The organism is Acinetobacter sp. YH12086 (assembly GCF_013419345.1).
In the GTDB taxonomy this organism is placed as follows: Bacteria; Pseudomonadota; Gammaproteobacteria; order Pseudomonadales; family Moraxellaceae; genus Acinetobacter; species Acinetobacter amyesii.
The window spans coordinates 372,400-385,265 of the sequence record NZ_VPAF01000001.1; the positions used below are offsets into that span (position 1 = coordinate 372,400).

14 protein-coding genes and 2 pseudogenes are annotated in these 12,866 nt (G+C 34.8%); 8 read left to right on the forward strand and 8 right to left on the reverse strand.

What is annotated here, in order from left to right; translation table 11 throughout:
* Positions 1-28: 28 nt before the first annotated feature.
* The 7 genes and pseudogenes from FTU29_RS01870 to FTU29_RS01900 all read left to right on the forward strand — a co-directional run.
* Positions 29-271, forward strand: a pseudogene (locus FTU29_RS01870) (IS982 family transposase); the annotation flags it as partial.
* A 503-nt stretch (positions 272-774) separates the two neighbouring features.
* Positions 775-996: a transposase gene (locus FTU29_RS01875; RefSeq protein WP_067766975.1), complete on the forward strand. Its 222-nt coding sequence runs from the start codon at positions 775-777 to the stop codon at positions 994-996.
* 123 nt (positions 997-1,119) lie between these two features.
* Positions 1,120-1,335, forward strand: coding sequence for a cold-shock protein (locus FTU29_RS01880; RefSeq protein ID WP_067766972.1), 216 nt, complete (start codon positions 1,120-1,122; stop codon positions 1,333-1,335).
* A gap of 3 nt (positions 1,336-1,338) precedes the next feature.
* Entirely contained in the window at positions 1,339-1,551 is a 213-nt protein-coding gene (locus FTU29_RS01885) for a hypothetical protein (RefSeq protein ID WP_180102256.1), read from the forward strand.
* A gap of 54 nt (positions 1,552-1,605) precedes the next feature.
* Positions 1,606-1,950: pseudogene (locus tag FTU29_RS01890) on the forward strand (hypothetical protein); the annotation flags it as partial.
* 169 nt (positions 1,951-2,119) lie between these two features.
* On the forward strand, positions 2,120-2,389 hold the full coding sequence (locus FTU29_RS01895; protein WP_078193453.1) for a hypothetical protein: 270 nt from the start codon (positions 2,120-2,122) through the stop codon (positions 2,387-2,389).
* Between the two features lie 363 nt (positions 2,390-2,752).
* A complete protein-coding gene (locus FTU29_RS01900) occupies positions 2,753-2,962 on the forward strand; it encodes a cold-shock protein (protein WP_180115730.1) in 210 nt (69 codons plus the stop codon).
* Positions 2,963-3,738: 776 nt separating this feature from the next.
* Here FTU29_RS01900 and FTU29_RS01905 read toward each other — a convergent pair.
* The 3 genes from FTU29_RS01905 to FTU29_RS01915 form a co-directional block, all read right to left on the reverse strand.
* Entirely contained in the window at positions 3,739-3,972 is a 234-nt protein-coding gene (locus tag FTU29_RS01905; RefSeq protein ID WP_078193451.1) for a DUF2171 domain-containing protein, read from the reverse strand.
* A 175-nt stretch (positions 3,973-4,147) separates the two neighbouring features.
* Positions 4,148-4,708 carry a lipocalin family protein gene (locus tag FTU29_RS01910; protein ID WP_078190805.1) on the reverse strand — a complete coding sequence of 187 codons (561 nt, stop codon included), beginning with the start codon at positions 4,706-4,708 and terminating at the stop codon, positions 4,148-4,150.
* A 233-nt stretch (positions 4,709-4,941) separates the two neighbouring features.
* Positions 4,942-5,811: an IS982 family transposase gene (locus tag FTU29_RS01915; protein ID WP_180120363.1), complete on the reverse strand. Its 870-nt coding sequence runs from the start codon at positions 5,809-5,811 to the stop codon at positions 4,942-4,944.
* A 401-nt stretch (positions 5,812-6,212) separates the two neighbouring features.
* On the opposite strand from FTU29_RS01915, the gene FTU29_RS01920 reads away from it, so the two are divergent.
* Entirely contained in the window at positions 6,213-8,183 is a 1,971-nt protein-coding gene (locus tag FTU29_RS01920) for a choline BCCT transporter BetT (RefSeq protein ID WP_180120013.1), read from the forward strand.
* A 45-nt stretch (positions 8,184-8,228) separates the two neighbouring features.
* On the opposite strand, the gene FTU29_RS01925 is transcribed toward FTU29_RS01920, so the two are convergent.
* From FTU29_RS01925 to FTU29_RS01945, 5 genes are all read right to left on the reverse strand, one after another.
* Positions 8,229-10,307 carry a catalase gene (locus FTU29_RS01925; protein WP_180120015.1) on the reverse strand — a complete coding sequence of 693 codons (2,079 nt, stop codon included), beginning with the start codon at positions 10,305-10,307 and terminating at the stop codon, positions 8,229-8,231.
* 126 nt (positions 10,308-10,433) lie between these two features.
* The gene (locus FTU29_RS01930) at positions 10,434-11,129 is read right to left on the reverse strand and encodes a DUF421 domain-containing protein (protein ID WP_078193447.1); all 696 of its coding nucleotides are present in this window, start codon (positions 11,127-11,129) and stop codon (positions 10,434-10,436) included.
* A gap of 39 nt (positions 11,130-11,168) precedes the next feature.
* Complete coding sequence (locus tag FTU29_RS01935) at positions 11,169-11,465, reverse strand: hypothetical protein (RefSeq protein ID WP_078193446.1); 297 nt, start codon at positions 11,463-11,465, stop codon at positions 11,169-11,171.
* A gap of 84 nt (positions 11,466-11,549) precedes the next feature.
* The gene (locus tag FTU29_RS01940; protein WP_180120017.1) at positions 11,550-11,957 is read right to left on the reverse strand and encodes a hypothetical protein; all 408 of its coding nucleotides are present in this window, start codon (positions 11,955-11,957) and stop codon (positions 11,550-11,552) included.
* A gap of 189 nt (positions 11,958-12,146) precedes the next feature.
* Complete coding sequence (locus tag FTU29_RS01945) at positions 12,147-12,620, reverse strand: CinA family protein (RefSeq protein ID WP_180120018.1); 474 nt, start codon at positions 12,618-12,620, stop codon at positions 12,147-12,149.
* Positions 12,621-12,866 lie beyond the last annotated feature (246 nt).

Sequence of the window (12,866 nt, forward strand, 5' to 3'; positions counted from 1 at the left end):
CCACACAAAACTCACAACTCTAGTCCTAATGTTCAGTAGTACCGAATTATTCTGCGTAATTGATGATTTCTTTCTTAAATTTGAAGCAACTTATTGGAACTTTCTCAAACAAAATAGCCATTCTTTAAGAATCAGACGTGCTCATCTGACGATCTCAGAAATCTGCTTTATTGCCATTTGGTATAAATGTTCTTATTTCAGCAATTTCAAAGCCTTTTTCACATGGTTAAAAGAAGATAAAAGTCATTTGTTTAAAAGCTTACCATGTTACCATATGACAGACAAAGCACAGGCGAACCTAGACTTAGAAATTAGTATGAAGTGTTGTAATCCTAATGCCCCGAATATGCCTAGCTAACAAAAAAGTTAATTTATAAGTTATGAAATATAAATAAAATTGAAATAACATTAGGTATATATTAAAATATTTGATATAGTGTGTTTGATCGAATCCGTAAGCGGAACGGTAGTGTTTGAGTTGTTAACGGAATTGCGTATTCCCTCCATTCTGATGTTCAAGCATCAAATTCAAACAGTTAACGCATAGCATGAATTCGCATCATGCCGATCAAGGGAAGCCTGCAGCTATCCGTGGGTTTTCCTTAAATCATATTTTTAAGATAATGATTTAATTTTTATATCTTTTCTTAAATTTCACAGCTACTGTAAATATCATAAGTTTAAATTTTTCTTAAGTGAACAATCTCCAAAATTAAAGTTGGTTTTATTTTTAATACTATTCTGTTTACAAAAGCTCATTATATGAGTCAATAAATGAACATATCTAACGGCTGGACTACTGCTTCAGCAACTAACGGCGATGAAATTCGTGTGAATATTATTCCGTTAAAAAAAATTCAAAGCAATTTGAATGGTAAAACCTTAGTTGAAGTTGCTAAACAAGTTGTCTTGGAATCAGGACAAAAGTTAACTTTAAATATTGATGGTAAATCTTTTTATACTGAACTAAATAAACTATATAAATTGTATTTTTAAACATTCACTCTCAAACCTAAACAGTTTAGAGCTAAATTTTTTAATTAAATTATTTATAGATTAACTATTTATTTTCTTAATTTTTGAAGAACTCTAAATTAAATATTATTAAAGGAAATTATTATGTCAAATTTAACTACAGGCACTGTTAAGTGGTTTAACGATACTAAAGGCTTCGGTTTCATCGCGGCTGATAATGGCGAAGAAGTTTTTGCTCATTTTTCTCAAATCATTTCAGGTGGTTTCAAATCACTTGCTGAAGGTCAGCGTGTACAATTTAGCGTATCAAAAGGTCAACGTGGTTTCCAAGCGAGTGAAATCGTTGGGATTGATGGCTAATACATGGATACTTTACTAAACAAAGTAATGTTAGATGTGGTTGATCAACATGGCGCTGTCTATACACTAGAAGCTATGTGCGAAAAGTCATCTGATGAGCCAAATAGTTTTGGGGATTGCGTCCGTTATCTAAATATAGATGATGAAATAATTAAGCCTAGCTTTGATATGCATTTCTACAGTGATAAAACTGGAAAAATATTTAAGTTATTTTAATTTTTACATGCAATTAAATTAACCTCCTCCGGGAGGTTTTTTATTGGGTGAAATATGGAGCCTGATGTATATAAAGCGCTAACCAAAAAGATACGTCCCAAAAAGAAACCACGCACCAGGCCTTTACCTAAAGCCAGTGAAAAATACTTAGAAGCATTCGAGAGGTTAAAAGAAATATTAGACCGGATGGAAATGAAGTATGAGGAGTACTTTCATTTCAAAAGTACCAAACATTGGCGTTTTGATTTACACCTCATCGAACATCGCATGCTAATTGAAATAGCAACTGGTCCATGGTCTGGAGGTCGCAAGGGTAAACTAGCAACAAAGGCTTGGAGTATGGATCGTTATGACCATGCTGAAGAATTGGGGTATCGATTTCACAGATTTGAACTTGCAGATATCAATATGGGGCGGGCAAAGGCCTGACTAAAAGCTTAAAAAAAACATGAGTTATCTTAAATTAGATATTTCAAAGCATATTGTTTCAGGATGCTAGATTACTTTAATTTTCTCATAATAACCGTTAGTTTGGGATTCCAACCTTAACAATTATGAGAAGAAAGTCATGAATAAAAATTTTGAATTACATGTTTTAAGCCAGATTTATGATTTTCTGATAGAGCGAACTGAACATTCACAGCAAGGTTTGCATAACAAGGTTCTGGAGTTTTTCAAAGAACTTAATTTAGGTAATGACAATGATTTTGAAATTGTTGATCCTAAAAAGATTGCGGGTAAATTTGGAGCAGTGAGTTTTATTCACTTAATCAATGTACCAAACTTTCATGATAAAGATAAATTTTTAAAATGGGCATACACGCAGTTGAATCGATAGTTTATATTAATTAGCTTTAAAGATATATTTTGAATACATATTTTGATTAAAGTGCTTTATAATTTACTGGCTCATATCAGCGCAAATGAATTGGGTGAAGCCCCACATGTATATGTGGGGCTTTTTTCATTCAATTTATGGAAAGTGTGAATGATCGAATATTACAATCTATATCTGATTATTACCTTAATATGAGAGAAATTTATCACTTTTGTGTGTAATTGCGAAATAAAACAAGAACTTGATTCACATAGATCTAACAGTTGTATCCTCATATTTAAGGATTATTGGTTATATTGAATATGCTTGTTAATTAATATTTACAGCAATTTCTAAACTTATAATTACTTAAAGGAAATATGAATGTCTAATTTAACAAACGGGACAGTGAAGTGGTTCAACGGTACAAAAGGTTTTGGATTTATTGCTTCCGATACTGGTGAAGAATTATTTGCACACTATAGTGAAGTACGAATCGATGGCTATAAAATACTAGAGGAAGGTCAGCGCGTAATGTTTGAAATTACAAATGGCAAGAAAGGCAAGCAAGCCAGCAATATCCAAATTCTCTAAAAAAATATTTACTAAACATGTAATGACATGTCATGTCTTGACCCGTCAATAATTGACGGGTTTTTGTCATTAATTGCCATTAAGTTTTAATATTTAAATGCTTAATTTAATTAAATGAAAACTACATGATAAGAGCAATAAAAAATGGCCTTTACAAGACTACAAGTACTGATTGGCGGACTAATTATAAGTGTGTTGATTTCTTCTGTGTGGATTTACCATGAAAAGAAGAAACAACGACGGGAAGAAATTCAAAAAATCATCGTCGAAGCTAGAGCAGGATTAAGTCACGCTCAATAATAGGAGCTAAACTTGGAATACTTTAGACCATTCCCTCCTTCAGATCTAATTGATCAGGCCGAGGAAGAAGACGCCATACGTCTTGCAGCAGCACAAGAATTATTGGCCTGGGTGAAAGATAATTATTTAAATGTAGGGATAACTTCATAATCTAGACAATCATTAATATATGAAAAAACTTTATTTAAAGAATTTCTTATTATTTATCTCATCAATGATTTTCATAAATTTACACAGTAATCGTCATGCTTTGTTAGTGTAGAGTTTTAACAAATATATAGGCCTAAAGTATGAAAACGTTAGCCATTATAAGCGTGGTACTCGTATTGGGGCTGGTAGGTTGCCAGCAAAAAGACAGCAATGAAAATGAAGAGACGACAACACCTCATACATTAGATAAAGACTAACTTCCTCCAATGATTATTACAGCAGATATGAAAAAACCCTCATTAAGAGGGTTTTTTTGGATTAGGGTTTTAAGCTTCAATCCAATTATCTTTAACTTCTTGAGAGTCTTTAGTCAGTACAATTTTATTGTCTGTAATTTCACCAACCCATGAAACTGGAATTAAGTGGTGATGACCATCACCATGCTTAGTCAGTTTAATTTGATCCGAACCTTGCAAGTGGTCTACTTCACCAACTTTAGTCCCACATGAAGCAATTACATCTGCATGGCTCTTAATATTTTCAACATTAATAGTAGTCATTAGAATATTATCCTATTTCAATGTGAGTGAGCATTCAGCCTATCGTAAATAGACGCTGATATCAGGGATTGAAATAGAAGGGATACAAAGGGCCTTATATTCTTACGTTCATGGCCAGATAAATTACATTGTATTATTTAGAAATAAGTCCCCATGATGGGGACTTATTGGATTATTACTTATGCTTAGTCTTAATCAGATCTGATAAATCAAAACCGATGGATTTTGCATAATCTAAGTATTCATCAACTGTGGCCTGGTCAGGGTTAGCAGTTCTGCTGAGTACCCAAAGATATTTTTTATTTGGTGACCCAACTAATGCAGTTTGATAGTCATCATCAATTTTTAGAACCCAATAATCACCACGGCCTACTGGCAACCAACGAATTGCTTTTGGTAAAAAGCTCACTTTAAGTTTCGAGTTGGCTGGCGCATTCTGAACATATGCTTCACCAATTGATTGGTTAAGTTTGCCGTCTGCACTATAGCAACTATTATCTACTTTCACGTTACCATTTTCATTTAAAGAATATTTAGCAGTGACGTTGTAATCACATTTGTTCTGGAAATATAGCGGCTTACGTGCAATTTCATGCCATGTACCAAGATATTTATTTAAATCTACCTTTGATACCGCTTGGACTTCCGTAGTGTTTGCATTTGCAGTTGAGAGCATTGAACCAGCTATAAGTACTGCACCACCAGCTAAAAGGAGCTTACGGGTTTTTGAATTCATGTTATAAGCCTACTTTAATTTGAAAGTGAATTAATTACTATAAATTGCTTTTAAGGTCATTTTGTTTTTTTATGTATTAAGTATTTGATCTTTAATCATTGTTTAACTTTTCAAGTTTTATTAATCCTTTTACTACCATTTTTAACAGATAAAATAATATTACTTATATAAGCCCAAAAACTAAGTGAAAAAATGCTTACATTAAGCAAAATTATAATTAACCCGAATCCCGCTTAAGCCAATGATTCCATAATTTGAATTGTTGGTTTATTTTGATGATTAAGTTGATATGCACATAACGATGCGTAAATCCCACTCAGAAATCCATGAATACTACGAGCTTTACTCGTCACTAAATTGTATTGTCCTTTCAATAAGCTGAATAACGTTTCTATCTTATTTCGTTGTCTTAAGTGATATTCATCTGATGCAGATAGTTGGATGGATTGCATGTTTTTTCGATGGTAAGTAATTAAATCAATACCTTGATCTTTTAACCTGCTTTTTAGTTCCTGGCTGATATAACCACGATCTCCATATAGCTTTGCTTCTAAGCCGTCAGCCAATTGCTCAACCATTTTTATGTCAGCTATATGCCCATTTGATAAAGCATAACAAGCGATTTCACCAAATGGGTTCATCGCAATATGTAGCTTACAGCCATAAAACCAGCCCATCGAGCTTTTACCACGAGATGCTATTTGAGCTAATGATTTATGGCGTTGAATACGTTGATTTTTACAGACTGGCAAAGTCGTTGAATCAATCCACAAATATTGGGTATTTTGACCTTTCATCAGAGCCACATGTAAAGCATGTATTGCTAATTGGTGCATATTGATCAGATGAATCATCCGTTGGTAACATGGTAAGCTTTTAAACAAATGTCTTTTATCTTCTTTTAACCATGTGAAAAAGGCTTTGAAATTGCTGAAATAAGAACATTTATACCAAATGGCAATAAAGCAGATTTCTGAGATCGTCAGATGAGCACGTCTGATTCTTAAAGAATGGCTATTTTGTTTGAGAAAGTTCCAATAAGTTGCTTCAAATTTAAGAAAGAAATCATCAATTACGCAGAATAATTCGGTACTATTGAACATTAGGACTAGAGTTGTGAGTTTTGTGTGGTAACTCAACTGATGGCTCTAGTCTTCTTATTTTCAAGTTTATTTCTTATCCGCGATTCGGGTTAATTACTTTCTAAGAACTCACTTACTTCTAAAGCACTTCAAGAGAGTATTGAATAAGAAAATTAATTGACGAAATAAATAGTTTAGTAATGGTCTTAATTTGCTTTACTACTTAATATTAGATTATATATCTAAAAATATGATAACATGCTCAAACTCTAAACAACGGCTTTGAACGAGTCAGCTTTAAATTTTCAAACGAAAATGAAAATGCCAGCACTTTTCAATACAAGCCTGTTTCTTCCGCAAATAGCGGATATCTCTTTGATCAATTTAGATCTGTCTTACAAATAAAACGGAATAGGGAAGGTATGTCTTCATTGAAACCGTCATGGTATTCCAATGTGAATCCAAATGTGTTTATTAGCACAGTTGTTATTATTGGCATTTTTATTGCCATTGTATTTTTAGCTCCCAATGCTTTTGATTTAATAACTAAACAACTGAATCAATGGGTTACAAACTCATTCAGTTGGTTCTATGTACTATCTGTAGCCATTTTTCTCTTAGTGCTTATTTATATTGCCTGTTCAAATATGGGTAAAATTAAACTTGGTTTAGACCATAGCCAGCCAAAGTTTAGTAATAGCTCTTGGTTCGCTATGCTATTTACAGCTGGTATGGGCATTGGCTTAATGTTCTTCGGTGTCGCGGAACCAGTGATGCACTATGTTTCACCTCCAACTGATGAACCTGAAACAATTCAATCAGCGCAGCAAGCCATGCGTGTAACATTCTTTCATTGGGGACTTCATGCTTGGGCAATTTACACAATTGTGGGCTTAGCTTTAGCTTACTTTGCATATAGACATAATCTACCTCTTAAGATTCGCTCTGCTTTATATCCTCTTATTGGAAAGAAAATTTATGGTCCAATTGGTGATGGTGTAGATACCTTTGCAACGATCGGTACTGTATTTGGTGTCGCAACGACTTTAGGTTTTGGTGTAACACAAATTAACTCCGGCCTGAATTATCTATTCGGGATTGAATATTCAACGACGACGCAACTAATTCTAATCGTCATTGTTACAGCTATGGCCTCTTTATCTGTATTTATGGGCTTAGACAAGGGTATTAAACGATTATCAGAGATTAATCTGGGCCTAGCTTTAGTGCTGTTGCTATTTGTATTTTTTGCTAGTTCAAGCATGTTTATATTGCAAACGACTATCCAAAACACGGGGCAATACATTTCAAATTTGTTCAATATGACCTTTAATTTATATGCCTACCAGTCTGATGGTTGGATCGGTGGTTGGACCATTATGTACTGGGCATGGTGGATTTCATGGTCACCATTTGTAGGTATGTTCATTGCCCGTGTGTCTGAAGGACGTACTATTCGTGAATTTATTGTAGGTGTTTTACTTATTCCAACAGGCTTTACGCTGATCTGGATGGGAGTTATGGGGAACGCCGCACTATATAGCATTTTAAACGAAGCGAACACCTCGCTGATTTCTGCAGTGCAACGAGATTCATCCGTTGCATTATTTGAATATTTAGGGACCTTGCCATTCTCAGGTGTGATGAGTTTTGTGGCGACCATTCTGGTCATGTTGTTTTTTGTGACATCGGCAGACTCTGGGGCTTTAGTTACAGACTATTTAACAGCAAAATCGGAAAACTCTCCGACTTGGCAACGATTGTTTTGGACAACGTTAATGGCAGTGCTTGCGATTGTTTTGTTGTTCGCTGGAGGTTTAGGTGCTTTGCAATCAGCGACTATGTTGAGTGCATTACCATTTACTTTTGTAATGCTTTTAATTTGCTGGGGGCTAGTCAAGGCTCTACATTTAGATGCAACCAAGATGCAAGCATTACAGGATGCACGTATTACACCTAGAGCAATTCATAATCCAAGAAGTTGGCAGCAACGTTTAGGATTGATTATGCATTATCCGCATACACGTAAAGAAGTTGAAGATTATATTGAAAAAACGGTAAGTCAGGCATTTTCAAATCTTCAGAAAGAATTTATGCGTCGTCATTTGGATGTAATAGTAAACATGATTGATGATGGCTTGGAGTTACGTGTAAACCATCAAGATGAGATTAACTTTATTTACCAAGTGGTTGTTCAAGAAAAAAATACACCAAGTTTTATGATTGATTCAGATGAAATTATGCAAGATTACCAAGCTGAAGTGTTTTTGAGAGAAGGTGGTCAAAATTATGACATCATCGAATGGACGCAAGAAGATATTTTGCAAGATGTTATTGATCAATACGAACGTCATCTACATTTTTTAAATCTAGTTCGAACCAAGAACCAATAGATAAAAAAACCGCCCAGAAAGGCGGTTTTTTTCTTCTTAGTTAAATTAGGCCGGTATAGAAGCAACCTTATCTTCACGGTCCCAACAACGGTGATTCTGTATCGCTGTTTTAAATTGATCACTGACATCTTTGAAACTTTGTGAAGTGAGAAGTGCAGCATCTTTGGTGAGATTCAGTTCTTTAATTAAAGCCTCTTTATCACCCAATAAAACTATAGGTTTAAGATGCTTAAATGTTTCTAAAACATAGTGTTTTGCTACACCATCATTTAAGAACTCATCTAGATTATCACCATCAACAACAACGACGGCATCGTAGGTAACTGAAGGTTCGCCATTCTGACATCCATCAACTGCAATTTCTTTACCATCGTTAGATTTCACCGGCGCTGCATTAGGGGCTAAAACTTCAACTACAGCGCTTTCTGATTCGCCCCAAGTCTTGATTGCATCGATAGAGGAAGCATTAGCACCGTTGTGTACCAACAGTGCAATTTTACGTTGCTTAATATCAGATGCAGGGTATGCCAATGTGCTTAAGTGATCAGATTTAGCGACGGTAGCTTTCTTAACCGATTTATTTTGCTTAGTCGGAGCAGCTAACCCTAATTCATTTGCAACAAATTTCGCTAAATCCAAGTCAATATTTGCAAGCACTTCATTTACAACTCGCTCCCTAATTTCAATAGCTTTCACTTTTGAGAGTTCAAATGCATAAGCATCCTTTATATGCTGCTGTTCATGCTTAGCAAGACTTTGGTAATGCATTGTCGCTTGCGAGAAATGATCTGCGAAGCTTTCTGGTCGGATTCTTAACTTACTGCCTTCGATTTGTTCAGGATGGGTCCGAAATGCATGCGGATCATTATTAGATTCTCTAGGCCAATTTTCATCTACAGAATTTGGCTCATAATTCGCTTTACCTTTATAGACTTCATGGTTTGCATAGCCGCCACGACGATTGGTATGGAAAGGGCAGACAGGCTTATTGATTGGGATTTGATTAAAGTTTGCTGTTCCTAAGCGGTGCAGATGCGTATCTGTATAGCTGAACAATCGGCCTTGCAATAAAGGGTCGTTACTAAAATCAATTCCTGAAACAATATTGGCTGGACTGAAAGCAACTTGCTCTGTTTCCGCAAAGAAATCATCTGTATTTCGATTTAGAGTAAATTTACCTAGTGGAGTAATAGGTACGAGCTCTTCAGGTACCAATTTTGTAGCATCCAACACATCAAAGTCCCATTGAGCCGCTTCTTCTTCAGTAAAGATCTGTGCCCCTAATTCCCACTCAGGATAATTGCCACGTTCAATGGCATCCCATAGATCGCGACGATGGAAGTCAGGATCTTTACCATTAAGCTTTAAGGCCTCATCCCAAACGACTTGGGCAACACCTTGTTTCGGTGTCCAGTGGAATTTAACCAAATGCGCCTGATTATCTTTGTTAATTAATCTGAAGGTATGTACACCAAAACCTTGAATCGATCGTAAATTTCTAGGAATAGCACGATCTGACATCACCCAGGTTGTCATATGAGAGGCTTCGGTATTTAAAGAAATAAAATCCCAAAAGGTATCATGCGCAGATTGACCAGTAGGAACTTCGTTCGGATCTTCAGGCTTCACTGCGTGGACAAAGTCAGGGAACTTGATTGCGTCCTGAATAAAAAATACAGGAATGTTATTACCGACTAAATCGTAGTTTCCATCTTCGGTATAAAATTTGATGGAAAATCCGCGTACATCACGGACTACATCAGCTGAGCCGCGCCCGCCTTGTACTGTAGAAATTCTGACAAAGATTGGTGTTGGATTTTGAGTATTAGTCAAAAATTTAGCCTTAGTCCATTTTTCGTTGCCTTCATAAGCTTCAAAATAACCATGCGCTCCAACACCACGAGCATGCACAACACGCTCAGGGATACGTTCACGGTCAAAGTGAATTAACTTATCTCGTAAGAGAAAATCTTCTAACAGAGTAGGACCAGTCTGATTTATTTTTAAACTGTTTTGATTGTCAGCTACAGGTACACCCAAAGATGAGGTCAGTGTTTTACCTTTAGGGTCTACATATGCCTCTTTTTCAAACTGATCAATTTTAGGATTATTTGATTTTTTCATGAGCTACATCCCTTTGTCTGATGTTATTTAGTACATGTGCTAGATAAGGTTTTGCTATTGCATAAAGCTAATATAGACAATAAAAATGCTTGGCAAAATTAGAGTAAAAAATTGTCTATTTTATGTTCAATCTGATGGTTGATTGGAGCTACTTTCACAATAAAAAGCAGATTCAGCCCAGCGGTCACATTTGCAGCGGGGGCACTGAGCATTTAGAGAACTAATAAATTGTGTTTGACCACACAGCATGCACGAATAGTATTTTTTGGAATCAAAACGCTGTGCTTTTTGGTAGTGATCAGGAAAAATTGGTAGTCCCCATTTAATATTATCCTTGGCATAAGGGATTACACTTAGACATCCATCTGTTTCAAGTAAGGCTGATTTGACTTGCCCTAAGTGTTCTATTTTGTTTTGCCTTAACTCAGCAAAAAATTCGTCATATGAATACTTTTCCTGTTTGATATCTTCAACAATCAATAAGCCATCTTTAACGATATACATTGGCCTACCTTCTAACATGGTTTCAAACGAATCTGATTTCATGATGAGGTATGTAGTTAATCTATAGAGAAGAATAATGACTGCAAATACAATGAGTGCTTGAATGATGGGGATATCATCATTAAACATGGGGTCGCCTGCTGCAGATCCCAAACTTAAAATAATAGCTAACTCAAATACTGAAAGTTGCCTAACACCTCTTTTACCTGAAAATCTTAAAAAAATAATAATTAAGATAAACATAATGATGCATCGGAAAATAATTTCCAATGCAAAGTTAAAAGAGGTGTCATGCAGAATTATTTTTATGAAGTCCATATTTGATACAATTTATTAATTCTAGTTATACATACAGGGTTAAATTTTATCCCAAGCATCCTTAATCGCATGCTTAGCATGTTCCCATTTCAAGCGAGAATCTGCTTTAAACTCTTCCCATTTGGTTTGTAAATCCGGCTCAGAATCTTCGAAACGCGCATTTTCACCGTATAAATGACGTTCCCTCTCTCCAAGCTCATAAGCTGACCTTAGATCACGGTCATAATCTATATCTGGCACTTCGCGTTGCAGATCCCCATAGTACGGTCTATTGGAGTAATCCGTGCGCCAGTCATGATGTATTGGATGTTCATTTTGATGGTCGTTCATAGTAATAACTCCGATAAATTATTTAATAAATTGCAAAAGTAGCGATCCCTGAGCTACTTCTGCAAATAAAAATTAATGTTGTTACTCTGACTATTGGTCTTGCTGATCATTCTGCTGACGCTGTTGATCAGATTGCTGATTTTGTTGGCGTTGGGGTTGCTGCTGTTGCTGACCATTCTGCTGGCGCTGCTGATCAGACTGCTGATTTTGTTGATGTTGGGGTTGCTGCTGTTGTTGCTGATCATTCTGCTGACGCTGTTGATCAGACTGCTGATTTTGTTGGCGTTGGGGTTGCTGCTGCTGTTGCTGACCATTCTGCTGGCGCTGCTGATCAGATTGTTGATTTTGTTGATGTTGGGGTTGCTGCTGTTGTTGCTGATCATTCTGCTGACGCTGTTGATCAGACTGCTGATTTTGTTGGTTTTGAGGTTTTTGAGTATCGCCACGTTGGTGCTGTAAGCGAGTATCATTATTTTGATCTTGGTTATAATTAGACATAATACTGTTCCTTTAAAGATTAATTAGATAATCTACTCAATTACAGTAGATCATTTATTATTAACATGAATATTGCTAATATGATTATTAAAGATGTTACATAATCTTTATTAAGTTTCAATTTGTTTAAAAGTAATACTTTGGGGGCTGTTTTATATACATAAATAGTTATTTTTTAATTACATGAAACTAACAATAATAATTTTTTAATATTTTAGTGAGTGACTTGCATAGAGCTTTATATAGTATTTTTAATTTTTTGATAGGCTTACCTTTAGTTAAAATTTTGAAATTATAAAATTTTTTCTTAAAATAAATGCAATAGAAAAAAGTACCTACAGGTTTCTTTTTGTTTTCGGATCCTCCGCGCTTTAAAAGTCCAGTGCAAGATATATAAATATCTGATTTGAATAATTTTTTTCCATTTACAATCATTTGAGTGGTTACTTCTGGGGATTCAGCAGTATATTTATCTATAAGTGATTGTTTTATATTTAAAATACGCTTCTTGAATAGTAAGTCATAACTAACAATAGAACCATCCAGAAGTATTCCAGAGTTTTTATCTTGTGAAATTCTATATGCTAAATAACCTGCACTCGCACTTTCAAATAGCGTTATCGATAGGGATTTTTTAGAAATAAAGTCAAAAATTGATTTCATATAAATTATCCTATGAATATTTTATAAAAGAATCATAATTGATATTTAAATATGAATATGTGAATTATGTCACATCAAAAAAATGTTACTTTTTAAAAACTTGTTAAAAATTATGCTAAAGGTGTGTTTTATATATTAAAATTTTTAAAATATTACATTGCGTTAAATTTTATTAAAAAAAATTAACAAATACTACTTATTTTCTAAACTATGGTTAAGAAGAATCATTTACCGCGTGAGAATTAT

Coding starts and splice junctions, on each gene's coding strand:
- FTU29_RS01875 (WP_067766975.1), top strand. CDS start 775: ATGAACATATCTAACGGCTGGACTACTGCTTCAGCAACTAACGGCGAT.
- FTU29_RS01880 (WP_067766972.1), top strand. CDS start 1,120: ATGTCAAATTTAACTACAGGCACTGTTAAGTGGTTTAACGATACTAAA.
- FTU29_RS01885 (WP_180102256.1), top strand. CDS start 1,339: ATGGATACTTTACTAAACAAAGTAATGTTAGATGTGGTTGATCAACAT.
- FTU29_RS01895 (WP_078193453.1), top strand. CDS start 2,120: ATGAATAAAAATTTTGAATTACATGTTTTAAGCCAGATTTATGATTTT.
- FTU29_RS01900 (WP_180115730.1), top strand. CDS start 2,753: ATGTCTAATTTAACAAACGGGACAGTGAAGTGGTTCAACGGTACAAAA.
- FTU29_RS01905 (WP_078193451.1), bottom strand. CDS start 3,972: ATGACTACTATTAATGTTGAAAATATTAAGAGCCATGCAGATGTAATT.
- FTU29_RS01910 (WP_078190805.1), bottom strand. CDS start 4,708: ATGAATTCAAAAACCCGTAAGCTCCTTTTAGCTGGTGGTGCAGTACTT.
- FTU29_RS01915 (WP_180120363.1), bottom strand. CDS start 5,811: ATGTTCAATAGTACCGAATTATTCTGCGTAATTGATGATTTCTTTCTT.
- FTU29_RS01920 (WP_180120013.1), top strand. CDS start 6,213: ATGTCTTCATTGAAACCGTCATGGTATTCCAATGTGAATCCAAATGTG.
- FTU29_RS01925 (WP_180120015.1), bottom strand. CDS start 10,307: ATGAAAAAATCAAATAATCCTAAAATTGATCAGTTTGAAAAAGAGGCA.
- FTU29_RS01930 (WP_078193447.1), bottom strand. CDS start 11,129: ATGGACTTCATAAAAATAATTCTGCATGACACCTCTTTTAACTTTGCA.
- FTU29_RS01940 (WP_180120017.1), bottom strand. CDS start 11,957: ATGTCTAATTATAACCAAGATCAAAATAATGATACTCGCTTACAGCAC.
- FTU29_RS01945 (WP_180120018.1), bottom strand. CDS start 12,620: ATGAAATCAATTTTTGACTTTATTTCTAAAAAATCCCTATCGATAACG.